The following is a 24,616-nucleotide window of genomic DNA, read 5'->3' as shown; positions in this document are numbered from 1 at the left end:
GGCGCGTCAGCCGGGGTCCCGCGGGCGTGTGGCCCCACCCCGCAGCAAATCATCGCTGCGGGGTGGGCGTTTGTGTATCTGGGCAGGGCAGGGTGGGGCCCACGCTTGCCAGGTGGCCGACGAACCGTGCCAGCAATTGTTCGGGACGGCAAGTGGGCAGTGTCAGCCGAAAAGGATCGCGGCCTCGTCGTAGCGGTGCTGCGGGACCGTTTTTAGGTTGCCCAGCGCCGCTTCAAACGGCACGTGCTCAATCTCGGTGCCCTTGAGCGCCACCATGGTGCCCCAGCGTTCCTCGACGACCGAGTCCACGGCGGCCATGCCCAGGCGGGTGGCCAGGACGCGGTCAAAGCTGGAGGGGACTCCGCCGCGCTGGATGTGGCCCAGGATGGTGGCGCGGGTTTCAATGCCGGTGCGGGCCTCAATCTCCGGGGCTAGCTGTTCGCTGATGCCGCCCAGCCGCGGGCGCCCGAAGGTGTCCAGGCCGCGCTCGGAATGCGCGGAGTCCTGGTGGTCGGGCACGAACCCCTCGGCCACCACCACGAGGGGTGCGCGACCGCGGTCGTGGGCTTCCTGCACCCATTCGACAATCTGGTCCATGCTGGTCTTTTGCTCGGGAATCAAAATGGCGTGCGCGCCGGTGGACATGCCCGCATGGAGGGCGATCCAGCCAACGTGGCGCCCCATGACCTCGGCAATCATGCAGCGGTGGTGCGATTCGCCCGTGGTCCGCAGGCGGTCGATCGCCTCGGTGGCAATTTGCACTGCCGTGTCAAAGCCGAAGGTGTAGTCGGTGGCGTCGAGGTCGTTGTCGACGGTCTTGGGCACGCCCACAATCCTCAGCCCTGCGTCCGTGAGGCGGCGCGCCGCAGCCAGTGTGCCTTCGCCGCCGATGGCGATCATGGCGTCAATTCCCAGGCGGTCCATGTGGGCCTTGATGACCTCCGGGCCGCCGTTGCCTTCAAAGGGATTGGTGCGGGAGGTGCCCAAAATGGTTCCGCCCTGCTTGGAAATGCCCCTGACCATCTGGCGGGGCAGGTCCATGATGTCGCCCTCCACCACACCCCGCCAGCCGTCGCGGAAGCCAACAAATTCGTGGCCGTAGCTCTTGATGCCCTTCAACACGATGCCGCGGATCACGGCATTGAGGCCGGGGCAGTCGCCGCCGCTGGTGAGAATACCAATCTTCATGGGGAATAAGGTCCTTCGAGGGGATGGGGTCAATGTGGGCCGAGCGCACCATTGAGCTCCTCTCTAGGACATTCTAGACGGTCGTGTGACGGGGGCAACTTCCCGCCGGTCCTTGGACTTCCCCGGGCGGTCCAGTGCCTACTTGCGCCGCAGCACGTTCACGGCGCCGCCCGCCACCATGGCCAGGCCCGCGCCAAAGAGCAGCCACATGGACGCCTGTCCGGTGTCGAGTTGCAGGCCGGACTGCCGCGTGATGATCACCAGGACACCAATCACCACCACGACGGCGCCCCAAACCATGGTGCCGGCCCGCACCGGATGTGTGGGTTCGGCGGGCGCCGCGTGCTTGGTGGTGTCCGTGCCCAGGGTGACGTTTTCGGCACCGGCGGCGGGGCCCTGGGGCTTGTCGGGGATGTTGAGGGGTTCAGTGGGGTTGTTCATTGCCTTCTCCAAGTTCCTGTTTTCCGGCTGCCGGTTCATTTTCCGGCTACGGGGACGATGGTGACGTTGCCGGCGGCCCCGTCAAGGGTGACCACCAGCCCGTTTCCTGTCGCATCGGGATTGATGCGTGTGGTGGAGCTTTGCACGAGTGCGTTGCCGTCGTTGCCGTCCCTGCCCTGCACCCTCAGGGCAGCGGCGGCCAGGTCGCTCTTGATGGTGACCGGAATGCTGGTGGGCACCTTGATGACCACCTGTGAGGCCGCTAGGTCGATGGGGATCAGGACGTCCGCCTCCAAGGGGGTGCCGGCGTCGAGCTTTGTCAGGTCAACGGTGGCGTTGCCGAGCACCACGGTGAGTCCGTCCTGGGCGGCACTGACGCTGGTGGGTGCCCAGGACTGGTGGACCAGGGGCGTCCACTGACCGTGTTGGGGGATCATGCTCAGCAGCCCGGCGACCACCAGGGCGATGATGGCAAAGGTGCCCACACCGCCCGCTGTGCGGCCCCGAATTCCCGAGATGATGATGGCCAGCCCTGCCGTGATGGCTGCGACAGCGGCCGCCGCGGCCGCCTGGTAGCCATGCAGGTCCAGGACGCCGGACGCGTCCAGAATGAGCAGCAGGGCGCCCGCCATGACGGCCAGGCCCAGGGACAGCAGGCTAGCGGCGGCGCCGAGCCGGGGTGTCCGCTGTTTGAGGGCCAGCGGGCCGTGGGGGCCCAGCAGGCCGTTGGTGCCGAGTGGGCCAGCTGCGCCGAGCGGGCCGTTGGTGCCGAGGGGGCCGGATGCGCCGAGATTGCGCTCGGTCCAGCTGTTGACGCTGCGGGTCAGCCGTTCCGCGGAATAGGGACCCGGAATCGGGCCGGGAGCCTGCCCGTGAGCCTGCCCAGCAGGCTGACCGGGAACCGGACCGGGAACCTGCACAGGATCATAGCCGGGGGCCCGCCCGGGGGCGGCAAAGTGCTGCTGCTGGCCGGGCGCCGGGCGTGTACGCCCACCCTTACCGCGGTTCACGGCCCAGACGATGACGGCGACGATGCCGGCAACCCACAGCACCGGCCACGGGAACCAGCCGCCGTGGCCGTCCCAGACCACGCCCTGCCCCGGGCCGGCGAGGCCAAGGAATGTGGCCACTGCGGCCCCGGTCATGCCGGTGGACCAGTGTCCGCGGCCCACCTGCTCGACATGGATGCGGCCGTCGGGTTCGGGCAGAAGGGCCCAGGCCACCCCATAGGCGAGCAGGCCAATGCCAAAGAAGATGGTTAGAACCACTGTGAGGCCGCGGACGATCACGGGGTCGATGCCCCAGCGGTCGGCGAGGCCGCTGCACACGCCGCCCACCCAGCGGCTGCTCCCGCGCTGCACACCGAGGGAGCGCAGCCAGGTGAAGAACCGGGCGCTTTCCTGCGGCGCCGGACCCGGGGGTGCGGCTGGTCCCTGGTGTGGCGGCTGCTGGGGTTGGTCCTGATCGTTGGGCTGTGGCGCGTCGCCGGGTTCCGGCTGCTGGCTTCCATGGGTGTCGTTCATGGTTCAATGGTGTCCTGCCGGGCCGCCGCCCCACCATCGGGGGTGACCCTGAAAGAACCCTGATGCAACCCTTGGAAACACTGCGGGCCTGCTCCGGGCGTGCTTGGATTGAACCATGAGCGCAAAGATGTACCGGTCAGCGGACCGCATGGTGGCAGGCGTGTGCGCGGGCCTGGCCGATCACCTCGGCATGAGGGTGGGCACTGTCCGCGCCATCATGGCCGGTGCCTGCTTCATTTTCGGTGCCGGGCTGGTTTTCTATGCTTGGCTGTGGATTTTGGTGCCGCTGGCCGGCGATGATGCCGCAACAGGTACCCGCCGCCTGGACGACGACGGCAACCCCCGCCTCAAGCTGTTCCGTCCGGCGCCCACCGGGGACGCCGGCACGGGAGGGATTCCCCCAACACGCCATGCTGCTTCCCGACGGCGGGGCGCATCGGTGGGACTGAAGGAAATCCTGATCGGTGGCGCGCTGGTGGTTGTGGCGTTTCTGTTGTTCAGCGCCCGGGCCGGGGTGAATCTCAACCTTGGCACGGTCATTCCCCTGGCTGTCATTGCCGCCGGTGCTGTCCTGGCCTGGATGCAGCTGGACGCCACCCGGCGCGTGGGCCTGCTCAACGCAGCCAAGATGGACACGCCCTGGTCCATCGTCAGATTTGCCGCCGGAATCGTCTTGGTGGCAGCTGGCGTGCTCATCATCGTGACGGGCTCGGGGTCGTGGGCGTTGGTGTGGGCCTCCGTCGTGGCGTCGCTGGCCGTATTGGCCGGCGTCGGTCTGGTGCTGGCCCCCTGGGCGCTGAAGTTCTGGCGCGACTTCCAGGGCGAGCGTGCGGGGCGCATCCGCGAAACGCAGCGGGCGGAAATTGCAGCCCACCTGCACGACTCGGTCCTGCAGACCCTGGCCCTGATCCAAAAACGGGCCGATTCCCCGCAGGATGTCAGCCGGCTGGCCCGCGCCCAGGAACGCGAACTGCGCAGCTGGATCTATCAGGATGCGGGGCAGGATCCCGGAAAGCTCGTAGCCGGCATCAAGGCGGTGTGCGCCGAGGTCGAGGACCTCCACGGCCAGCCCGTGGAACTGGTGACTGTGGGGGACGCCGAGCTGGGCGAAGCGATGCGGGCCCTGGTCCAGGCCACGCGCGAGGCCGTGCTGAACGGGGTCCGCCATGGTGGAACCGCGGTGTCCGTCTACGTGGAGGCGTCCCCGTCCGGCGTTGACGTGTTTGTCAAGGACAGGGGTGCCGGCTTTGATCCGGCCGCAGTGCCGGCGGACCGGCTGGGAGTCCGGGAGTCCGTCGTCGGACGCATGCAGCGCAATGGCGGCTCGGCTGAGATCATTAGTTCCCAGGAAGGCACCGAGGTGCGCCTGCACCTGCCGGCTCTGGCCACGCACAGCCCAGGACCGCGCAGCGGGACCCCGACTGCAGAGGAGACGAAATGACAGAGGCAGCACGGCCCATCCGGGTGGTTGTGGTGGATGACCACGCCATCTTCCGCTCGGGGCTCAAGGCCGATCTCGCCGCGGACATCCACGTGCTGGCAGAGGCCGCCACGGTGGAGGAGGCCATTGCCGCGGTTGCCGCACACAGCCCGGACGTGGTGCTGCTGGACGTCCACCTGCCCGGAGGCCGCGGACAGGGCGGGCGGGAAGTGATCGCCGGGTGCGCCGGGCTGCTGGCCCAGGTGAAGTTCCTGGCACTGAGCGTTTCAGACTCCGCCGAGGACGTGGTCTCGGTAATCCGTGCCGGCGCCCGGGGCTACGTGACCAAATCGATTTCCGGGGCAGAGATCTCGGACGCCGTCCGCCGGGTCGCCGGGGGCGATGCAGTGTTTTCCCCGCGGCTGGCAGGTTTTGTGCTGGACGCCTTTGGCACGGCCGAAGTCGCCGTGGAGGACGAGCTGGACAGGCTCTCCGCCCGCGAACTGGAAGTCATGCGCCTGATCGCCCGCGGGTATTCCTACAAGGAGGTGGCGAAGGCGCTGTTCATTTCCATCAAGACCGTGGAATCCCATGTCTCCGCTGTGCTGCGCAAACTCCAGCTGTCCTCCCGCCACGAGCTCACCCGTTGGGCTGCCGACCGCCGCCTGCTCTAACCCGGCAGCGGACCGGCATTCCCTCGGCCCCTATTCCCCAAGCGCCCCTCCCTTTGCTTGCGCGCTCGCACTGGGTCCCTCCCGCATGTGGGGCCCAGTGCGAGCGTGCGAGCAAGGGGATCGCAGGCGGCCTTGCGGTCTCCTTTACGCTGCCTATGGAAATGCAGTGTCCGACGGCACTTGCGACCGGGGTTACCGTGGCGGTGCCGAGGAAGTCCTGGAGCCGGGCCACGCCGACGGCGAGGTCGTCGTCACCGAGGGCGTAGGACAGGCGGAGGCAGCCGCTGGGGCCAAACGCCTCACCCGGAACAACCGCAACTTCCGCCTTGCCCAGGGTCAGTTCGGTGCAGGCTGCATACTGCGCAGCACCCCGCCCGGGTGTTGCGCATCGCGGAAGTCGACCTGCATTCTGCGCGGGGGCCGCCCGGAACCGTGCGCAGCTTGGTCACGTGCGGGGAACCACGCCCGGGTTCTGCGCATGGCGGAAATGGACTTGCCCTATGTGCGGGGACCAAGCGCAGTGTTGAGCATGGACGACGGCGGCACCCGCCCTTGCGTGCCCGCTTCGCCGGCATGCGGGGTTCGGCAAGCGGGGTTCGGCAAGCGGGGTACCCCACCGGCTGTTGCGCATGGCAGATGTAGCACTGCGCGCATTGTGCCGATATTTTATGCGCTGAACTGGGGCTGGGTTGTGCGCCAGTGACCAACGTGCGCAAAACTCCCGGCGAGTCGTGCGCATAAGAGGCGGAGTCAGGGTACGAATCGGCGAAGTTACGCCGTGGCGGTGCCGAGGAACTCCTGCAGGCGGGCCACTCCGACGGCGAGGTCGTCGTCACCGAGGGCGTAGGACAGGCGCAGGTAGCCGCTGGGGCCAAACGCCTCACCAGGAACAACGGCAACTTCCGCCTTGTCCAGGATTAGGGCCGCCAGTTCGGCGGAGGTGGCCGGGCGGATGCCGCCAATGTCGCGGCCCAGCAGGCCACGAACGTCGGCGTAGGCGTAAAACGCGCCGTGCGGCGTGGGGCACGCCACGCCGTCGATCGCGTTCAGGGCCGAAACCATGGCCTTCCGGCGCCGGTCGAAGGCCACCTTCATTTCCTCCACCGCCGTCAACGGGCCGGAAACGGCGGCCAGGGCCGCCATCTGGGACACGTTGGCCACATTGGACGTGGCATGGGACTGCATGTTGGTGGCAGCCTTTGCCACATCGGCGGGGGCGATCATCCAGCCCACGCGCCAGCCCGTCATGGCATAGGTTTTGGCCACGCCGTTGAGAACCACCACGCGGTCGCCCAGTTCCGGGACTGCCGTGGCAATGGAGGTGAACGGCACGCCGTCGTAGGTCAGGTGCTCGTAGATCTCGTCCGTAATGACCCACAAGCCCTTGGAGGCGGCCCACAGGCCAATCTCGCGGGTCTGCTCCGGGGAATACACCGCACCGGTCGGGTTGGACGGGGATACGAACAAGAGGATCTTCGTGCGCAGAGTCAGGGCCGCCTCAAGCTGGTCAACGGTGACCAGGTAGCCCTGTTCGGGGCCGGCAAAGACCTCAACCGGGACACCGCCGGCCAGCCGGATGGCCTCCGGGTAAGTGGTCCAGTAGGGGGTGGGGATGATGACTTCGTCCCCGGGATCGAGGAGTGTGGCGAAGGATTCGTACACGGCCTGCTTGCCGCCATTGGTGACAACCACCTGGGAGGGCTCCACAGAATAGCCGGAATCACGCAAGGTCTTGGCCGCGATGGCCGCCTTCAGTTCCGGCAGGCCCGCTGCAGGAGAGTAGCGGTGGAACTTCGGCTGGCGGGCTGCGGCAATGGCGGCCTCGACAATGTAGCCCGGGGTGGGGAAGTCCGGCTCACCGGCGCCAAAGCCGATAACCGGCCGGCCCGCCGCCTTCAGGGCCTTGGCCTTGGCATCAACGGCCAGCGTGGCAGATTCGGCAATGGCGGCGATGCGGGCGGACACTCGGCGTCCGGCCGTCTGGTCGGCTGTCAATTCGGCAGACATCTTCTTTACTCTCTGTGGAAGGGGCGGACCCTGCTGGGAAACGACGATTCACTTACGTCCCTACATCTACTTTAGGCGCATCCTGCCCCCGGTTCGACGTAGTGGAGAACAATGCGTAGAATGGACAACCGGTGTTGAAACACCATGATGGTGCACGCCTTGGCGCGGGTTTGGAAATCCGCAGTCTCGGACTGTAAGTTATTTCATGGCAATCGGCGCCGACGGGACCGTAGAGGTCCGCAGCAAGCAAGTTTCATAGGGTAGTGGCGCAATTGGTAGCGCAGCGGTCTCCAAAACCGCAGGTTGCAGGTTCGAGTCCTGTCTGCCCTGCGCATAGGCGCAGCGGGTGAGGTTCACGGTTACTCCAGTCATGGGGTGCCGGGTGGACCGAAGCCCGCTGAATCTGGCGAATATCAGCACATGACACGGTCCGTTTTGCGGGCTTGTGTGTTTTCCAACTAATGATGAGTGAGGCACTGGTGACCGAAACTGCGGCAAGCCGCTCCAAGGGCCGCCCTGCCAAAAAGAACGCCAAGCCCCGCGGTCCCGGCTTCTTTGCACGCATAGCCATCTTCCTGCGCCAAGTCATTGGTGAGATGAAGAAGGTTGTCACCCCCACTCGCAAGGAGCTGGTCAACTACACCGCAGTTGTGCTGGTATTCGTTGTCATCGTGATGGGTATCGTCACCGTCCTGGATCTGGGATTCGGCAAGCTCGTGCTCTGGGTCTTTGGCGGCAACGTAAACATCGAGCAGTAAACGCTCAACTTTGGCCGGCCCCGGAAAGTGATATTTGACAAGGGGACGGTTTGAGCCATTTAAGAAACGCACCAGGAAAGCAGGAAATTCGTGTCTGAGCAGGAGCCCGAGGCTACTTACAGTGAGCAGGACCAGGACACTGTGGTTGCTGATGCTGCCATCAGTGCTGACCTTGATGCACCCGCGGACGACGCCGAAGCAGGCACCGACACTGCGGTTGGCGAAGAGGTGGCCGAATCCGCTGACGCTGATGAGAACGCCGATATCGACGCCGGCGAGGACGCCGCGACTGCCGAGCCGGAGGTCGACCCGGCCGAGGAGTTCAAGGCCAAGCTGCGCCGCCAGGAAGGCGACTGGTACGTCATCCACTCCTACGCCGGCTACGAAAACCGCGTCAAGGTCAACCTTGAGTCCCGCAGCCTGTCGCTGAACATGGAAGATTACATCTTCGAAGTCCAGGTCCCCATGGAAGAAGTCGTGGAGATCAAGAACGCCCAGCGCAAGGTTGTGAACCGTGTTCGCATCCCCGGCTACGTCCTGGTCCGCATGGACCTGACGGATGCCTCCTGGGGCGTCGTCCGCCACACCCCCGGCGTCACCGGATTTGTTGGCAATGCCCACAACCCGGTTCCGCTGCGCCTGGACGAGGTCTTCTCCATGCTTGCCCCGATCTTCGAGGAGCAGCAGGCCGAAGAGAGCGGCGTTCCGCTGCGCCACGATCCCATTGACGCCGAAATCGACTTCGAGGTCGGCGAGGCTGTCATTGTCAGGGACGGCCCCTTCGAGACCCTCTCCGCCACGATCTCCGAGATCAAGCCCGAGTCCCAGCAGCTTGTGGTGCTGGTTTCCATCTTCGAGCGCGAAACCCCGGTTACGCTCGCCTTCAACCAGGTCACCAAGATCTAGTTGATCCACCGATTTCGCTGAACGGCAACTTAGCTTTGTTGCCGGGCAGCGTCCGGCCGGACGCCATCCGGCCACCCACCTTGGACGCGCTCCGTCGTTCAGGAAAGTTATTGAGAGAAGGACCCTACATTGGCTCCCAAGAAAAAGGTCACCGGCCTTATCAAGCTGCAGATCCAGGCAGGTGCCGCCAACCCGGCCCCGCCCATCGGACCCGCGCTTGGCCAGCACGGTGTCAACATCATGGAATTCTGCAAGGCGTACAACGCTGCGACGGAATCCCAGCGCGGAAACGTCATCCCGGTTGAAATCACGGTTTACGAAGACCGTTCCTTCACCTTCATCACCAAGACCCCGCCGGCTGCAGAGCTCATCAAAAAGGCTGCAGGCGTCGCCAAGGGTTCAGCTACCCCGCACACCGTCAAGGTTGCGCAGCTGACCAAGGCCCAGGTCACCGAGATTGCGACCCAGAAGCTCGTTGACCTCAACGCCACGAGCATCGAAGGCGCCGAGAAGATCATCGCCGGCACCGCCCGCTCCATGGGCATCACCGTCGAAGCCTAGGTCCTTAACGGACTTTTACCTCACCACTGTCGTGGCCGCGCCAACCGCAGTCACCGCAGCACCACCAAAATCATAAGGAACGACGTCGACACGCACCCTGGGTGCCTGCCGGCGGCGTAGTGGCAGGGCCCGCGCGGTCCAAACGACCACAACTGCACAAGGAGAAACAAGCAGCATGGCAAAGCGCAGCAAAGCATATGAGGCAGCCGTAGCCAAGATCGATGCGGAAAAGGTTTACGCACCGTTCGAGGCCATCAAGCTCGCCAAGGACACCAACCCGTCCAAGTTCGACGCCACCGTGGAGGTCGCCTTCCGTCTGGGCGTGGACCCCCGCAAGGCCGACCAGATGATCCGCGGCACCGTCAACCTGCCGCACGGCACGGGCAAGACCGCCCGTGTCCTCGTTTTCGCAACGGGTGAGCGCGCCGAGGCCGCTATCGCAGCCGGCGCTGAATTCGTTGGCACCGACGACCTGATCGAAAAGATCCAGGGCGGCTGGACCGACTTCGACGCGGCCGTTGCAACCCCGGACCTCATGGGTAAGGTTGGCCGCCTGGGTAAGGTTCTTGGCCCGCGCAACCTCATGCCCAACCCGAAGACCGGTACGGTCACGAACGACGTCGCCAAGGCTGTCAATGACATCAAGGGCGGAAAGATCGACTTCCGAGTCGATAAGCACTCCAACCTGCACTTCATCATTGGCAAGGTCTCCTTCGACGAGGTCAAGCTGGCGGAGAATTATGCGGCAGCACTGGAAGAGGTGCTTCGCCTCAAGCCCTCCGCTTCCAAGGGCCGCTACCTGCAGAAGGCCACTGTCGCGACGACGTTTGGCCCCGGCATCACGGTTGACCCGGCTGTGACGAAGGTCGTCATCGAGGCTTAGGCCTTCGGTTGAAGACTGACTGAGTAAAGGGCCCGACATGGCGATTCGCCGTGCCGGGCCCTTTACTTTTATAAGGTGGAGGGGACGGGCAGGTCACCGGCGGATCCTTGGGAGCATCGAATGGGCATTATCATCCGGCAGGCAAACACCGCTGACGCGCCCGCACTGGCGGAACTTGCGGCCGTGACCTTCCCGCTGGCGTGCCCGCCCGGCAGCACACCGGAGGACATCGCGGCCTTTACTGCCGCCAAGCTCAGTGTCAACGCCTTTGCCAGCTATCTCAACAACCCTGCCATGGCTCTTTTTGTCGCGGAAGTTCCAGCCGGTGAGGCCGACGGGGCCGGCGGGGCATTTCCCCAGGGAGGGACGCGCCTGCTGGCGTACACCCTGCTGGTGGACGTCCCGCCGTCGGACGCGGACGTGGCGGCCGTGGTGGGGGAGACGGCCGCAGTGGAGCTGAGCAAGTGCTATGCCCGCCCGGACTGCCACGGTGGCGGTACAACGGCCCGGATCATGGCGGCCAGCCTGGACTGGGCGGAGGCCCGGGGTGCACGGCAGGTGTGGCTCGGCGTCAACAGCGCGAACATGCGGGCCAGGCGATTTTACGAGAAACATGGTTTCACCGTGGCGGGGAATAAGAATTTTCAATTGGGGAAGCGGGTTGAACATGACTTTGTCATGGTGCGGCCGGCATAAGCCTAGCTTCAGGAGCAGCAGACAATGACCGATATGCGGATTGAACAGTTGCGCGTGCCTGAAACGCTCCAGGGCGACGGCGCCGTGGACTTCCTGCGCGCAGTTGAAGTTTCCCGGCAGGTGCGCGCGGGCACATGGGGCAATGACGACCTGGCGTACACGGGGGAGGAAATGCTGGCGCTGTGCCACGACCCCTACGAGTGGTACGTGGTGCTGGTGGCTCGGCTTGACGGCGAGATCGTGGGCCGTGCCGGCATTGCCATGCCGCTGGATGATCACACGGAACTGGCACACGTCACCCTGGACGTGCTGCCTGCTGTGGAGGGGCACGGGCTGGGGCGGCGGCTGCTTGAGGCGGCGGAATCATTTGTGCGCGGGGAAAACCGCCGTGTTGTGGTGGTCGAGACCAACCATTCGGCGCATGATCTGCCGGTGCAGGGAAAACCTGCCGGCGACGGCGGGCTGCTGCATGCCGCCAACGGGACAGGTGCGCTGCCCGTGGAGAACCGGCAGGCGCGGTTTGCGCACAATGCCGGCTATGGGCTGGAACGGGTGGAGCAGTTCAGTTCATGCCGGCTGCCATTCCCAGGGGACCGCGCCGCGGAACTGAAAGAGTCCGCTGCTGCAGCGCACGGCAGCGACTACGCCCTGCACCAGTGGACGGACCACTGCCCTGAGGAATGGGCCGGGGACGTCGCCCGCCTGGAACAGGGCATGGGAGCGCCGGCCGGGGAAGGCCAATGGGACGTGGCGCGTCTGCGGGAGGCCGAGGAGCTGTCCCAGACAACCGGCCGGCACACACTGGTGACCGCCGCCGAGTACGTGACTTCGGGGCACCTGGTGGGGTACACCTCGATTTCCGTGTTGGGCCACCGCGACGACGTGGTGTTTCAGGACGACACCGTCATGGAAGATGAGCATCGCGGCCGGGAACTGGGGCTGAAAATGAAGCTTGCCAACCTGGAGCTGCTGACTCGGGAATTCCCGCAGTCACACACCATCTATACCTGGAATGCGGCGGAGAACACGTCCATGATCAATATCAATGCCCGCATGGGCTTTGCAAACGCAGGCGTGACTGGGCAATGGCGGAAGTCTTTTGACAGTGGCGAGTAGCGCAGCACTCCCGGGGACCGCGTCCTAGTGCCGGAGACCCCGGACGCTTTTTTGCACCACCGATGCCACGGCGTTCACGCGCTGGAAAACGCCGTGCGCACCGAACGGCTCAATGGAGGCCAGCAGGGAGGCGGCCTCGGGCACGCCCAGCCGAACGTCAAGCCGGTCGGCACCCACCTGAAGTGAAGCGTTCATGCGTTCGTGCCACGGCGATCCGCCGGAGCCAAAGTGGCGTTCCACAGCAACGTCCACCCACTCACCGTCGACCCGGATCCGGCCCGCGTACGTCCAGGAGTCCCCGGCGTCGGAGACCACCAGGCGTCCGTCCGCCAACGGCGCCGGATGGGCCCATTGCGGATTCTCAATGAATCCCGTGACGGAAGCGGACAGCCCCTTTTCGGAGGGCAGCCACACTGTCAAAAGCGCCCGGACTGCGCCGGAGGACAGCTTCTCCGTCCACCGCACCCCGGGAGGCGGATCCGTCATCTTCGTACATGTGTAGTCGGCCGGCACCCCGGCCGGTGCCCGGCCGGACAGATAGGCAACGGCATCACGGTACCCCATGCCAATCAAGGTCAGCGCGTCAATCCTGCCGAGGTAAAAGTCGGGATCAAGCGGCAGCGGATGGGCGGGTTTGACGACGTGCAGCACAAACTCCCGGCCCGCCGCCTCCGCGATGGCAAAGTCGAACAGCAACCCGCCGGATGCGCTCATCTCGATCATGTGCACATATTGCTCCAGCGGACCGTCGCCCCAGTAAGGGCTGTTGCCGACGCACCACACCAGCCACACCTCCTCGGCGCCGCGCCGAAGCGCCTCGGTGACGTTCGCGTCGCGGATCCAGGCGGCGTCAGTCCACGTCACGCCGTCGCGCTTCAGCGGCGTCATGAACAAGGGCAGGCTCATGCCGGCGGCCAGCAGTTCGGCGTCGACGTCGCGGGCATCGAGGGCGATGCTGCGCTTGTCCGTGAAGTTGGCGACGTTGAATGAGCCTTCCAGGCTGCCGGCCCGGATGCGGGCGGCGTCAATGCCCAGCGCCGGGAACAGTTTGTTCACGATCCCGTCCGCGTCGCTGAGGGCCGGCAGGTTCCAGGGCCCCTTGAGGTAGTCGCGCAGTGGCAGCGCCGAGGAAAAGTTGCGCACATTGACGTCCCGCCAGCGCCGGATCATCTCGTCGGGCGCCACACCGGAGAGCAGCATGGCGGTCGTCAGGATGCCGCCGCTGGTGCCGTCCACGTGGTCGAACTCCAGTCCCTCGTCCGCCAGTGCCTTAACGACGCCGGCCTGCCAGGCCACGCGCATGCCGCCCCCGGCCAGCACCAGCGACCGCTTCATGGCCGGGCACCGGTCACGATGATGCCCTGGCGATGGACGCGCAGGGCGAAGGCCGCGATGAACCCGGCGGATATGAGGTCAAACGCGGCAACGCCGAGCGCCGCGGGTCCGAAGACGCCGGCGGCGACACCGAGGCACACGGCCGCCACGGCCATGACCTTTTGGACCGTCGACCAGAACAGCACCACCTGCAGCTCGGAGCCCTTGATGGTCACGTGGGTCAGCGCGCCGCCCACCACCACCATGAATGCGCCCACTGTGGCAAAGAGCTGGGCAGAGGTGGCGGACCGGTCCGCGCCGATCATGCCGAGCACGAAGCGCGGCGCGGCCACCTGCGCCCCGCCGGAGACCACGGTGACGGCCCCAATGGCCAGGACGGTGATCCGCAGCTTGTCCTCCCACAGGGTCCGCAGCTCCAATTCGTTGGCCAGGGACAGTGGCGTTGCCGGGCACATCATGACAGTCCCTCCCAGATGTGGTGGGCGCTGGCCAGGAAGCCGAGCGCCGCGAGCCAATAGATGCAGCTGACCACCACGCGCACCTCGTTGAGCGCGTTCCAGCGCGCAAGCAACGGCTGCAGCCCGCCGTTGTCCGTCACCTTCCCGGAGAGCAGCACGGTGTTCACCGGCAGCATCCGCAGCTGAAACCACAGTGCCAGGGTGAGGTAGCAGGCCGCCGCAACTAGGGCGCACACGACGGCGGCCTCGTGGCCCCAGGCCGTCCATACCAGCAGGGCGCTGCTGAGCAGGTACGGGATGAACATGATCCGGAAGAACCGGGTGGCGGCCACGATGGGGATGCCAAAGAACGTCCCCAGGGTGTCCACGGTGAGCGATTTCCAGGCAGGGCGCAGAAAAAAGCGCACCACCAGCATGAGCCCCATGTACAAGGAGGCCCCAAACGCCGTGAGCCCGGCGTTGGCCAGGGCCAGCCAGGCGAGCCCGCCGGTCACGGCGCCCGCACCCCGCTGCGGGTGGGCGGCGGCGGCCAGTCCTCGCCCAGGCCCAGCGTGGCCACGCTGTCCAGGCCGTCGCCGCCGGGGGGCGCCTGGCCATCGCCATATTGGAACCACGCCTCAAAATGGTCGTCAAGGACACCGTGGGAGTCCGGGATGTACATGGTGAACAGCGGCTGCGGGCCCACCTCCAGGGCCGCAAGCCCGGCTACCTGGGGCAGGGGGCCAAAGCGCACCCGAGCGGACGCCGCCTTGCCGAACGCCACGTCCGCCGTCCCGGCAAAGTAGATGGAGGACTTGTAGAGCAGGCCGCGGAATGAGCAGTAGTTCACCGCGCCGACCTTGAGGGGAAGGGAAGTGGCCGGGGGACGGTCAATCTCGATCAGGCAGCCAAGTTCGCCGTCAAGCTCGTACGCGCTCGATACCGTTTTTTCGGTCACCAGAAAATCGAGGCTGGCCTGGTGTTTGGGCATGCCCCAGATCCCCTTCCCGCCCTTGACGGAGATTTCCGTGCTGACGGGCAGGTCAACAACGTACTGGCCGAAGTTCAGGGTCCTTTGCAGCATGAGCGGCAGCAGCGGCGGCGCGGGCCTGGCCCCGTGCGTGACGGCAATCGCCAGCGAATACTCGATGTACGCGCCAATGTCAGTGGCCAAATAGTTGATGACAGTGACCACCAGCAGCGATTTCCCGCCGGGAAGCCGGAACGGGTGCAATTCCTTGCCGGGCAGAAGCGCGGCCGCGGCCCCCGCATCGATGGGGAACGCCGTCATCAGCACCGGCGACGGCTCAGAGTTCACCGGCATGACGTAGCCAATCCCGTCCACGGTGGCAATGGTCCCGGCCATCCGCCGCTGCCGGGCGGGTATGGCGGAGGGCAGCAAATTCATTGCCGCACGGAGCGGCGGGAGAAACAGGTTCATGATCCAAGCTCCTTCACTATGAGGGGATACGTGTCCCGCCAGGCGTTCTTGCCAAAAATGACGTCCAGGTGGCCGTAGCCGGGCAAAAGGTGCACGGCATCGCGCCCCGGCCGGTGCCCGGCAAAGAAGTCAAAACTGCGCTGCTGGCCCTCCGGCAGGAAGCAGCGGTTGTCCTCCCCGGCCAGGAACACGAAGCGGGCATCGGTCTGGGGAGCCTGCGCCACAAAGCTTTGCGGCAGCAGGGCCAGGTGGCGGGCCGGCACCAGGTAGCCAGCGCGGGCGCAGTCCGCCATTTGGCGGAAGAACGTTAGGGGGGCGCCGGCAAATTCGCCGGTGATCCACCGGTGCGTGGCGTCGTCGAGGTTTTCATGGGACCACAGCGCGGGCCTGCCGCTGCCGTACGTGAAGCTGACCATGCGGCACACGGTGTTGTGGCACTCCCAATGCGTGGCGCGGACGGTGGCGCGCACCACCCGGGAGAAGTACCCGTACGACTTATAGCCCCAGCGGGGCGAGAGCGACGGCGTGAACGCGCCGACCAGCGGCAGCATGCGGGTGATCTTGGCCTTGGAAAACGCGGGAATGTTCACATGCAGGGAGACGGCGTTGGAGACGATGGTGCGTACGCCCGGCAGCAGCCCCGCCACGGCGGCCATGGTGAAGGAGGTGGAGCCCTGGCAATGGATGAAGGCCGCCAGGGATTCGGCCCCCGTCTCCGCCAGCACATACCGGACGGCCGCCGGATGGTCGTAGGCGGCGGCATCGTCAAGGGTCCACGGCACGGGTTGCAGGTCGATTGACGCCCGCCAGTTGAGCATCCACACATCCCAACCGTCATCCAGCAGCGCATCAACGAGCGTCCGAGGCAGGGGAGGCCGGAACAATTCAGCCCGCACGCCGGCGCCGTGGACCAGCAGCACCGGTCCCCGCGGCGGTGTGCCGAGGAGGGGGTTGCCGACATGGACCAGGGTCAGCGGCAGCCCGTCGTCGGCCGTGAACGGGATGACCTCGGTGATGTGGTCCCTGCGGGTGGTCCCCGGTGCGCGCATCAGATTCTTCCTTCCCGCGGCAGCCCGCTGCGGGCAATGGCGATGGGCGGCTCAAGCAGCCGCATGTGTGGCAGGGCCGAATGGGGGCGGGGGCGGGCGGTGCCGTCCGGCTCCTGCTGGATGTCCCAGTCGTGGACGACCGTGTCCACCAGGAGCGGATACAGGGTCAGCTCACCGTCGGGGGTGAGGTGCATGCGTACAAACCCCTTGCCGTCCTCGTACGCCAACCCGGTCATCTTGAAGTCACCGATGTTCCCCGGCGGGGCGAGCACGACAAACAGGGCAAAGGCCTCCGCGCCCAGCACCGCCCCGGCCGTGGCAGCAATGAGCAGGACCAGCCCCACGGGAAGCCCGGCGATGCCCGGAACGCTGACCGCCAGGACAAACAGCCCGGCGGACACCACCAGCTGAACCGCGACGGCGGCCAGCGGCTGCCAGCCGGAGGGCGGCGTCCGCCCCTCCGTCAGGGCAACGAAGAGGCGGTACACCGAAACGACCGCCAGTGGGACGCCGAAGGCCCAGCCGCTCATGGCCAGCGCTTCAGGGACGGTGCCGGTCCTGACGGCTTCCGTCACGGTGAGCCGGCTCGTGGCTGCGAGCATGGCAGCCAGAACTGTGAAAAGCACCATGTGCACCACGCCCAAGGCCACTCCAAACCACGGGTTCCGGGTGGGCAGCCAGTAGCGGGAAAAGGGGTTGAGCAGCCGCAGGTACAGTGTCTTGGATATCGCCTGGTCAGGGAAGGCGGCCGCGGCCCGGAAGAAATTCGTTGGGAGCGGGCTCTTGGTGCGCATCCGGGACCCGTCGGGCGGGAGGGCAAGCTCCGGAGCCAGCCGGTCCGTTCCCATCAGGTAGGCCCCGCCCAGGCCGCAGGCAACCATCTGGGTGTTGCGCGGATCCGGTGCCCGGCCGGCAGGATCCGGTGCCTGTTCGGAATAGCGTGCATAGTGGTGGTGGTCGCCGCTGATCCACAGCCGGACGGCCGCGCCGGTGGGTTCCAGCTGCCCCGTCAGGTGGTTGCGCTTGTTGAGCAGATAGCCGTTTTCAAAGAAGTTCAGAGTGTTGAACGCGTTGGGGTCGTGCGCCGTGGTCTCCCAGGTGGGGGATGCCGCGCACAGGATGATCGCGTCGCCTGGCCGCAGCTTCGTGGAGATGGCCTGTTCAAAGTAATCCAATTGCGGCTGGTCGATGTATTCTCCCAACTGGCTGTCCAGCGCCACCAGCCACCAGCCAGCCTGCAACTGCACGGCAAAGTAGCTGCGGGTTTGCAAGGTCTGCCACCCGCCCACGGCGGCTCCCTGGGCGAACATGCGCATGAAGGCCGTCAGCCCGTCATACCAATCATGGTTGCCGGGCAGCGCCAGCAGTGCGGCGTTGGGTGTGGGCCGCGATGCTGCGCCATAGGGCCCGGAGGTGCGGTCCTCATAGGCCTTACTTGACGCAGTGGGGTACACCTCATCTCCACCCATCACGACAAGGTGGGCCTTGGGCAGGGCGGCGGTGCCGCCGTCGGGCATCAACACTGTAAGCGACTCCTGGGCAAGCAGGGAGGCGATGGTGAAGGTGGCATCGAAGCCGTCACCGAGGTCCGCCACAAAGTCGATCCACAGGTGCCCGTCCCGGTGCTTGTACCGGTCGATGTTGATGGTGGCCTGCGCGAAGACGGACTGGATTTCGCGGCGGTCGTCATAGGCGGCAAACATTTGGGCAATCAACACGCGGATTCCGCTGCGCAGCAACTCGGGCGGCGAAAGCCACCTTACGGCGGGGCGGGGCCTGAACCCGAGCTCAACTTCGTGCCGGGCGAGCCGTTCCGCCTTCATCGCCCGGCCCTGGCAATTCCGGAATAGGTGTCCCACAGGGAGCCGAGGAACAGTTCCCCAAAACGGGCCATGGCTTTCGGACCGTCCGGGCCGTGCGTGGTGAACGTGGTGAGTTGCCGGGCGAAGTCGAGGGGGTGGATGTACAGCACGCCCGCGCCCAGCACCCGCGGGTCGGCTGGGGGGAGAAGCCCGGAATCCGGCAGCTGGGGCTGGTGGCCGTCCAGCATTTGCACCTTCAGCGTGGTGGTGTCCGCCCAGATGTCGAAGCCGGGGTCGTCGTGGACGTCCTTGTAGCCCACGAAAGTCATTGGCTTGCCGCCGGGGCTTCTGACGTGGAGCCGGTACAGCATCAGCTTGCGCTTGACGGCGGGCGGATTCGCCGTGACGAACAGGTTGAACCAGCCCTGTTCGACGTCGCAGCGCCCGCCCAGCAGATCCGCGTCAAGATAGCCGGACGCCGTGCCGGGGTGGGCCGGGTTGGCGGTGAAGTCCGCAATGTCCTCCGTGGTGATGGTCAGCTCAAACATCATCCGTTCGTGGCGCAGCAGGGCCACGTCATTGGCCATGGCCGGTTCGCCGACGCCAAGGGTGAAGTGGCCCTTCATCTGCTCTGTGAAGGCAACCGTGGTGGCGGGACGCGCCGGCTTTGGGGCCGTTTCCGGCGGCGCGGGTGCGGCCCGGACGTCCCGCGCGGCGTTCGACGCCGGCCGGTGCCCATGGGCAGCCGGCCACGGAGACTCCAGCATGTAGTCACACGCCCGGTCGGCCAGTGCCGCGATGGTCAGGGACGGGTTGGCGCCGACCGGCCCCGGCATGGCGGACCCGTCCAGGACATATAGGCCCGGGGAGCCAAAGACTTCCGAATGCGGATCACAGACGCCTTCGTGCGGGTTGGCGCCAATGGGCGCACCGCCGACCGGATGCACCGTAATGACACGCTTGGCCCACCACAGGGGGTTGTCCTGGAACTCGGCACCGAGGTTCGTGGCGATGGCCCGCATGGTCTCGCGGACACGGCCAAAATATTCTTCCGAGGTTGCCACTGTCCAGTCCACGGCGAGTCGGCCATCACGCAGTGTCATCATGCCGTCCGGCACGTCCCGGCCCATGCCCAGCAGTGGAACCGATGAGTCCGAGAAGGAGGCGGTGCCCATGGCTGCCGCCAGGTCCCCGGAGATGTTGGTCCGGTTTTGTTGGAACAACCGGTTTTCCACGATGCGGGCGGCCATCCGGGCCACTCTCGGCACGGCGGCGCGCAGCTGCGACAGCTCCATGATCCAGTTCATGAAACCCGGGAAACCGGCATCCTCCAGATAGAATCCCCGCCCGGTGCTGCCGTCGCCGTCCACTTCGTCGCCAACCCTGATGGCGGTGGTGATCACGGGCCCGCGGCTGCCCACCAGGGGCCGGGACGTCTTTTTGCCGGCCACCATTTCTGTGGCGTTGAGCATCAGCCCCAGAAGGTCGCCGTTGCCACAGAACCGCGTGCCAAGGGCCTCGCTGATGCCCGGAAGCGAGATTCGGTTGCGCAGCAATAGATACGTGGTGCCAAAGGTTCCGGCCCCCAGGATGAGCTTGCTGCAGCGGATCAGCTGTTCGGGAAGGTTCCTGGTGGAGGACGGGTTCCCCGGATCGTGGGTGACGTAGCGAACCAGCCAGGTGCCGTCGTCGTCCCGTTCAAAACCGCGCACCTCGTGGAGCGTGCGGATCTCCGCGGGAACAGTGGCGGCCGCGGCCGCGGAGAGATAGGTGTGGTCGAGGGTGTTCTTGGCGCCGGTATTGCAGCCAACGTCACATTCACCGCACAGGTTGCAGGTTTGGCGGTAGCGGCCGTGGATGTTGCCATAGCGGGGCAGGGGCAGCTCGCGGCCGGACTGGGGCTCCTCTCCGGGGCGGGCGAAGGTGACGGCCAGGGGCGGTCGGTTGCAGCTTAGGCCAAGGTTGCGGGCGGCGGCCTCCACCGCCTCGGTTTTGGGCGTATCCAAATACGGATAAGTCGCCGTACCGATCATGTCTTCGACCCGTTGGTAGTGCGGGTCAAGGTCCGCCCGGCTGAAGGGCCAATTCTCATAGCCGCCGCCCGGCAGGGGGGACTCGTGGACAAACCAGTGTTCATCCTTGCGCAGCAGGACATTGGCGTAAATGAGCGATCCACCGCCCAGGCCGCTGGAGACCAGGCTCTCCAGGCCGCGCATGGACCACGTGTCAAAGAGGCCGTAAAGCCCCGCGCTGGGATCCCAAAAGGCCGCGCCGAATTCGGTCGGCGTTCGGGCAAAACTGCCCGGCGGGTAGGCCTTTCCGCGCTCCAGGACAACTACCCGCTTGCCGGCTTCGGCCAGTCGGTGGGCGGCGACGGAGCCGCCGAAACCCGAGCCGACGACGACGGCGTCGACGTACTCCTCGGCGGCGATGTTCACGTTCAAACCGACCATCCCCCTGCCCCCGGCTCGTAACCTGCACGGATGCAGCTTCCCGGATCATGCGTAACTAGGGCGAATTCTACAGATACCACCCCCTGGAGGGGAATAGTTTGGCGGATATTGGCGTCCGGCGGGGTGCCGGAGGTCCTTGTTCCCACAGCCTTCCCTGGGCGCGATTTGGAATCGGCGGCGTGCCTCAGGTAATCTTGAGGAACCAAAGACCGTCGGTCGATGGAAATCTCCCCCACGTGTCTGGTGCATCATGTGCCGTGCAACGTGGACGAGGGAAGTTTTTCATTCGAAAGTCCTGACACAGGACGGCCAGCGCAGGTGCACAAAGCTTAGGCAGTGTTGACCGGGTGAAAGCCCATGAATCCGCTGCCATAACGCCCCGTACATCTGTGCGGGGCGTTTTTGTTTTTCCCTTGCTTCCCTTACCGGCAGAGCAGGGGCAGGGTGGGAAAGACCGGCGCTAATTTCCCGGAAGGAGGGTTATGGCAACGCCAACAAAGGTGGCCGCAGTTGCAGAAATCAAGCAGGATTTCAGCGATTCCACTGCAGCAGTCCTAACCGAATACCGTGGGCTCACCGTTGCCCAGCTCAAGGAGCTGCGCGTTTCTCTCGGCCAGGACAACAAGTTCTCGGTCGTCAAGAACACCCTGACTGCCATTGCGGCCAAGGAAGCCGGTGTTGACGCTTTCGAAGGTCACCTGACCGGTCCTACCGCCATTGCCTTCATCAAGGGTGACGCTGTTGCGGCAGCAAAGAGCCTGACGGATTTTGCAAAGGCCAACAAGGCGCTGGTCATCAAGACCGGCTTCTTTGAAGGCAAGGCTCTCGACGCCTCTGAGGTTGCCGCACTGGCAGCCCTCGAGTCCCGCGAGCTGCAGCTGGCCAAGGTTGCAGGCATCCTCAAGGCTCCGATGGCCGCCGCTGCGCGCACCATCGAGGCCCTGCGCCTCAAGCTTGCCGAAGGTGCGCCCGCCGAAGAGGCTCCGGCCGCTGAGGAAGCACCCGCCGCTGAAGAAGCTGCGGCTGTTGAAGCCCCGGCTGCGGAAGCAGAGACCACCGAGGCCTAGTCCCCATTTGCCGGCTGGGAAATTGCTGAGGTAATTTCCCAGAGCCTGGCAACCGTGGGCCCAATGCAATTCCCTAATTCCATGAGGACTTAGGTTAAAAGATTCGCCCTTAAGGGGCAAGAAAAAAGAAGGAGCGCCACCCATGGCTAAGCTCACCAACGACGAGCTCATTGAAGCTTTCAAGGAACTGACCATCATCGAGCTCTCCGAGTTCGTGAAGAAGTTCGAAGAGGTCTTTGAAGTTACCGCTGCTGCTGTTGCAGTTGCCGGCCCGGCCGGCGGCGGAGCTGCCGAGGCTGAGGAAGAGCAGACCGAATTCGACGTTATCCTCGAAGCCGCTGGCGACAAGAAGATTGCAGTTATCAAGGAGGTGCGCGCCCTGACCTCCCTCGGACTGAAGGAAGCCAAGGACGTCGTTGACTCCGCTCCCAAGGCTGTCCTCGAAGGCGCCACCAAGGAAGCTGCAGAGAAGGCCAAGGACGCTCTCGAAGCTGCCGGCGCCACGGTTACCGTCAAGTAATCACCGACGCACTTCACAAAGAAGCCCCGCACCGTTTGGTGCGGGGCTTCTTTGCGTACGACGCGGTATCACCGGCGACGGCCGCAGGCGCTGGCGCAGGTGTCCGGGCGGCATTGCCTCGGCGACTTCCCGGTCCTCGGCCGCGGGCGGCCTCCGGGCCTCCTTGACGTCGCCTCCGGCAACACCGTCCCGACACCAAGGCGATAGGCGGAGGAGTCGGCATTCTCGTAGGCCGCGTCAGGGAGAGCGTAAGGCCGCCCGCGGCCGTCGTTCGGAAAGCGGCCGAGGGAATGTCGGTCTGCAGCCGAGGAGCGAGGGCTACTCGAGGACCGAGATGTCCGCCACGGTGGCCGCGAGGGCGGCAATGAGGGCGTCAGCCTCGACGAACATGCTGAAGCCGTGTTCGCCGGCGCCAAGGGCGACCCGACGCCCGGGGATGGTCGAGTCCACGAACACGGGCCACGGCGTCGTGCTTCCCAGGGGCGTGATGGTGCCGCGCTCGTAGCCGGTGGCGGAAAGGGCGACGTCGGGCGGGGGCATCTGCAGCTTGTTCACGCCCACTAAGGAGCGCAGCTTGGGCCAGGAGATGGATCGGCCGCCGGGAACCAGGGCAAACAGGAAGGTGCCGTCGCTGCGTTTGACCACCAGCGACTTGACGATGTCGGACGGATCAACGCCGATCAGCGCGGCAGCCTCGGCCAGCGAGCTGGCCGCGGGGCGTGGGAAAATCTCCACGTCCAGCCCCCGGGCAGCCGCATCGGCGGCAACCCTGGCATGGCCGGTCAGCCCTTCATTGTCAGCTTCCGCCGTGCTCACTCCCCGTCCAGGAACAACAGCAGGGCCTCGCCCTGGCCGCCGCCGCCACACAACGACACTGCCGCCTTGCCGGAACCCCGGCGGCCCAGTTCAAAAGCGGCGTGAAGGGCCAAACGGGCCCCGGAGGTCCCGATCGGGTGGCCCAACGCGATGGCACCGCCGTGGATGTTGCACTTCTCCAGGGGGAAGTCCAAATCGTGCAGGGACTGCACGGCCACGGAGCCAAATGCCTCATTGATCTCGATGAAGTCCAGGTCGCCGGTGGTCCAACCGGCCTTCTTCAGCGCACTGGAAATGGCGTGCGACGGCTGGGAGTGCAGTGAGTTGTCCGGCCCGGCAACCTGCCCCGGAGCGCCCACCACGGCAAGCCACGGGAGCCCGTGCGCGTCGGCATAGGCCCGGCTGGTCAACACCAAGGCGGCGGCGCCGTCGGACAGCGGGGATGAGTTGCCGGCCGTGATGGCACCGTCAGCGGAGAACGCCGGGCGCAAGGGGGCCAGCGACTCAAGGGTGGTCTTGGCCCGGACGCCCTCATCGCTTGTCAGCACCACGGGATCGCCCTTGCGCTGCGGCACGCTGACGGGCACAATCTCCTCGTCGAACAGCCCGGCTTCCTGTGCGGCCGCCGCCCGGCGGTGGGAAGCGACGGCCACCTCGTCCTGGGAGGTGCGCGTGATGTTCAGGCGGATGTTGCCCCGCTCGGTGGACAGGCCCATGGACTCGCCGTCGAAGGCGTCGGTCAGGCCGTCGTGGGCTGCCACATCCAGCGCCTGCACTGCCCCGTAACTCCAGCCCTGGCGGGAGCCGGGCAGGATGTGGGGGGCGCGGGTCATGGATTCCTGGCCGCCGGCCACCACGACCTCGGCATCGCCGCTTCGGATCATGCGGGCGGCGTCAATCACGGCGGTCAGGCCGGAGAGGCACACTTTGTTGATGGTCACGGCGGGGACACCCCAGCCGATGCCTGCGCCCACGGAGCTTTGGCGGGCCGGGTTTTGCCCGGCGCCGGCCTGCAGCACGTGCCCCATGATGACGTAGTCCACGTCGGCGGCCGCAATGCCCGAACGCTCCACGGCGGCGGCAATGGCCTTGGTCCCGAGCTCGACGGCGGTGAAGGCCGCCAACTGTCCGTTAAGCCGTCCCTGCGGGGTGCGGGCGCCTGAGAGAATTACCACATCATTGTCTTGTACCGTCATGGCGGCAGCTCCTTACGCATCGTCCGCGCAGGTCACCCTTGACCTGCGCCGGGTCTTTCATAGAATCTAACAGCTGGACGTGGTCGGAAATTTCCGTCCGGCCGGCCGCGGGCACACCCCTTCCCAGCCAATGTGAGCAGCGGAACTTCCATACTTGCGTAATTGAGCATCGTGGGGTAGACACGTGAGCCATAATGCCTGTAGAGTAGATCTTTGCGTATCCCTCTAAACCTTCAGCCTTCATATAGCGGTGGGCTTTGTTTCGGTCAAGGGTTGAAAGAGCACGCATCTTGGGTAGATTCAACTCCCCGGGTGGGTGACTTTGCA

Annotated in this window: 23 protein-coding genes, 1 tRNA gene and 1 pseudogene; 11 read left to right on the top strand and 14 right to left on the bottom strand. The window is 65.7% G+C overall.

What is annotated here, in order from left to right; translation table 11 throughout:
- Positions 1 to 162: 162 nt before the first annotated feature.
- The 3 genes from CVV68_RS11230 to CVV68_RS11220 all read right to left on the bottom strand — a co-directional run bounded on the left by CVV68_RS11230 (position 163) and on the right by CVV68_RS11220 (position 3,152).
- Complete coding sequence (locus tag CVV68_RS11230) at positions 163 to 1,188, bottom strand: 6-phosphofructokinase (protein ID WP_110501081.1); 1,026 nt, start codon at positions 1,186 to 1,188, stop codon at positions 163 to 165.
- 138 nt (positions 1,189 to 1,326) lie between these two features.
- Complete coding sequence (locus CVV68_RS11225) at positions 1,327 to 1,629, bottom strand: hypothetical protein (protein WP_146238870.1); 303 nt, start codon at positions 1,627 to 1,629, stop codon at positions 1,327 to 1,329.
- Between the two features lie 35 nt (positions 1,630 to 1,664).
- Entirely contained in the window at positions 1,665 to 3,152 is a 1,488-nt protein-coding gene (locus CVV68_RS11220) for a PspC domain-containing protein (RefSeq protein WP_110501079.1), read from the bottom strand.
- 115 nt (positions 3,153 to 3,267) lie between these two features.
- Here CVV68_RS11220 and CVV68_RS11215 point away from each other — a divergent pair, with 115 nt between their 5' ends.
- Together CVV68_RS11215 and CVV68_RS11210 are read left to right on the top strand one after the other, a co-directional pair.
- Positions 3,268 to 4,593, top strand: coding sequence for an ATP-binding protein (locus tag CVV68_RS11215; protein ID WP_110501078.1), 1,326 nt, complete (start codon positions 3,268 to 3,270; stop codon positions 4,591 to 4,593).
- Positions 4,590 to 5,246, top strand: a complete 657-nt coding sequence (locus CVV68_RS11210; RefSeq protein ID WP_110501077.1) for a LuxR C-terminal-related transcriptional regulator — start codon at positions 4,590 to 4,592, stop codon at positions 5,244 to 5,246. The genes CVV68_RS11215 and CVV68_RS11210 overlap by 4 nt, the downstream gene beginning before the upstream one ends.
- Before the next feature lie 199 nt (positions 5,247 to 5,445).
- Here the strand turns inward: CVV68_RS11210 and CVV68_RS24220 are convergent.
- Positions 5,446 to 5,580, bottom strand: a pseudogene (locus tag CVV68_RS24220) (aspartate aminotransferase); the annotation flags it as partial.
- A 437-nt stretch (positions 5,581 to 6,017) separates the two neighbouring features.
- Positions 6,018 to 7,253 (bottom strand): pyridoxal phosphate-dependent aminotransferase, encoded by a 1,236-nt coding sequence (locus CVV68_RS11200; RefSeq protein WP_110501076.1) that lies wholly within the window; start codon positions 7,251 to 7,253, stop codon positions 6,018 to 6,020.
- Between the two features lie 257 nt (positions 7,254 to 7,510).
- Here CVV68_RS11200 and CVV68_RS11195 point away from each other — a divergent pair.
- The 7 genes from CVV68_RS11195 to CVV68_RS11165 all read left to right on the top strand — a co-directional run bounded on the left by CVV68_RS11195 (position 7,511) and on the right by CVV68_RS11165 (position 12,173).
- Positions 7,511 to 7,583, top strand: a tRNA-Trp gene (locus tag CVV68_RS11195).
- 134 nt (positions 7,584 to 7,717) lie between these two features.
- Positions 7,718 to 8,011, top strand: a complete 294-nt coding sequence (gene secE / locus CVV68_RS11190) for a preprotein translocase subunit SecE (protein WP_110501075.1) — start codon at positions 7,718 to 7,720, stop codon at positions 8,009 to 8,011.
- 90 nt (positions 8,012 to 8,101) lie between these two features.
- A complete protein-coding gene (gene nusG, locus CVV68_RS11185; RefSeq protein WP_110501074.1) occupies positions 8,102 to 8,917 on the top strand; it encodes a transcription termination/antitermination protein NusG in 816 nt (271 codons plus the stop codon).
- A 129-nt stretch (positions 8,918 to 9,046) separates the two neighbouring features.
- Positions 9,047 to 9,478: a 50S ribosomal protein L11 gene (gene rplK / locus CVV68_RS11180; RefSeq protein WP_026555792.1), complete on the top strand. Its 432-nt coding sequence runs from the start codon at positions 9,047 to 9,049 to the stop codon at positions 9,476 to 9,478.
- 175 nt (positions 9,479 to 9,653) lie between these two features.
- Complete coding sequence (rplA, locus tag CVV68_RS11175; RefSeq protein WP_110501073.1) at positions 9,654 to 10,361, top strand: 50S ribosomal protein L1; 708 nt, start codon at positions 9,654 to 9,656, stop codon at positions 10,359 to 10,361.
- A gap of 120 nt (positions 10,362 to 10,481) precedes the next feature.
- The gene (locus CVV68_RS11170; protein ID WP_110501072.1) at positions 10,482 to 11,057 is read left to right on the top strand and encodes a GNAT family N-acetyltransferase; all 576 of its coding nucleotides are present in this window, start codon (positions 10,482 to 10,484) and stop codon (positions 11,055 to 11,057) included.
- A gap of 24 nt (positions 11,058 to 11,081) precedes the next feature.
- Positions 11,082 to 12,173 carry a GNAT family N-acetyltransferase gene (locus CVV68_RS11165; protein WP_110501071.1) on the top strand — a complete coding sequence of 364 codons (1,092 nt, stop codon included), beginning with the start codon at positions 11,082 to 11,084 and terminating at the stop codon, positions 12,171 to 12,173.
- 24 nt (positions 12,174 to 12,197) lie between these two features.
- On the opposite strand, the gene CVV68_RS11160 is transcribed toward CVV68_RS11165, so the two are convergent.
- The 7 genes from CVV68_RS11160 to CVV68_RS11130 are packed head-to-tail and all read right to left on the bottom strand — an operon-like array spanning position 12,198 to position 20,690.
- Positions 12,198 to 13,508 (bottom strand): patatin-like phospholipase family protein, encoded by a 1,311-nt coding sequence (locus CVV68_RS11160; RefSeq protein WP_110501070.1) that lies wholly within the window; start codon positions 13,506 to 13,508, stop codon positions 12,198 to 12,200.
- Positions 13,505 to 13,966: a hypothetical protein gene (locus CVV68_RS11155; RefSeq protein WP_245933478.1), complete on the bottom strand. Its 462-nt coding sequence runs from the start codon at positions 13,964 to 13,966 to the stop codon at positions 13,505 to 13,507. The genes CVV68_RS11160 and CVV68_RS11155 overlap by 4 nt, the downstream gene beginning before the upstream one ends.
- Positions 13,963 to 14,460 carry a DUF1772 domain-containing protein gene (locus CVV68_RS11150; protein WP_110501069.1) on the bottom strand — a complete coding sequence of 166 codons (498 nt, stop codon included), beginning with the start codon at positions 14,458 to 14,460 and terminating at the stop codon, positions 13,963 to 13,965. Before CVV68_RS11150 ends, CVV68_RS11155 begins: the two co-directional genes overlap by 4 nt.
- The gene (locus CVV68_RS11145) at positions 14,457 to 15,386 is read right to left on the bottom strand and encodes an acetoacetate decarboxylase family protein (protein ID WP_211320800.1); all 930 of its coding nucleotides are present in this window, start codon (positions 15,384 to 15,386) and stop codon (positions 14,457 to 14,459) included. The genes CVV68_RS11150 and CVV68_RS11145 overlap by 4 nt, the downstream gene beginning before the upstream one ends.
- Positions 15,383 to 16,435: an alpha/beta fold hydrolase gene (locus CVV68_RS11140; protein ID WP_110501068.1), complete on the bottom strand. Its 1,053-nt coding sequence runs from the start codon at positions 16,433 to 16,435 to the stop codon at positions 15,383 to 15,385. Before CVV68_RS11140 ends, CVV68_RS11145 begins: the two co-directional genes overlap by 4 nt.
- Positions 16,435 to 18,258, bottom strand: a complete 1,824-nt coding sequence (locus tag CVV68_RS11135; RefSeq protein WP_110501067.1) for a metallophosphoesterase — start codon at positions 18,256 to 18,258, stop codon at positions 16,435 to 16,437. The genes CVV68_RS11140 and CVV68_RS11135 overlap by 1 nt, the downstream gene beginning before the upstream one ends.
- A complete protein-coding gene (locus CVV68_RS11130) occupies positions 18,255 to 20,690 on the bottom strand; it encodes a GMC oxidoreductase (RefSeq protein ID WP_211320799.1) in 2,436 nt (811 codons plus the stop codon). Before CVV68_RS11130 ends, CVV68_RS11135 begins: the two co-directional genes overlap by 4 nt.
- A 482-nt stretch (positions 20,691 to 21,172) precedes the next feature.
- Between CVV68_RS11130 and rplJ the strand changes: the two genes are divergently transcribed.
- Together rplJ and rplL are read left to right on the top strand one after the other, a co-directional pair.
- Entirely contained in the window at positions 21,173 to 21,757 is a 585-nt protein-coding gene (gene rplJ / locus CVV68_RS11125) for a 50S ribosomal protein L10 (RefSeq protein WP_110501066.1), read from the top strand.
- Positions 21,758 to 21,899: 142 nt separating this feature from the next.
- Positions 21,900 to 22,277, top strand: a complete 378-nt coding sequence (gene rplL / locus CVV68_RS11120) for a 50S ribosomal protein L7/L12 (protein WP_110501065.1) — start codon at positions 21,900 to 21,902, stop codon at positions 22,275 to 22,277.
- Positions 22,278 to 22,595: 318 nt separating this feature from the next.
- Here rplL and CVV68_RS11115 read toward each other — a convergent pair whose 3' ends face one another.
- Together CVV68_RS11115 and CVV68_RS11110 are read right to left on the bottom strand one after the other, a co-directional pair.
- Positions 22,596 to 23,093 (bottom strand): aminoacyl-tRNA deacylase, encoded by a 498-nt coding sequence (locus CVV68_RS11115; protein WP_211320798.1) that lies wholly within the window; start codon positions 23,091 to 23,093, stop codon positions 22,596 to 22,598.
- Positions 23,090 to 24,289: an acetyl-CoA C-acetyltransferase gene (locus tag CVV68_RS11110; RefSeq protein ID WP_110501064.1), complete on the bottom strand. Its 1,200-nt coding sequence runs from the start codon at positions 24,287 to 24,289 to the stop codon at positions 23,090 to 23,092. The genes CVV68_RS11115 and CVV68_RS11110 overlap by 4 nt, the downstream gene beginning before the upstream one ends.
- Between the last annotated feature and the right edge of the window lie 327 nt (positions 24,290 to 24,616).

This window comes from Arthrobacter livingstonensis (assembly GCF_003219815.1).
GTDB classification, from domain to species: Bacteria; Actinomycetota; Actinomycetes; order Actinomycetales; family Micrococcaceae; genus Specibacter; species Specibacter livingstonensis.
Note: the sequence above shows the minus strand (reverse complement) of the source record. Positions and strands in the feature narration are given on the sequence as shown.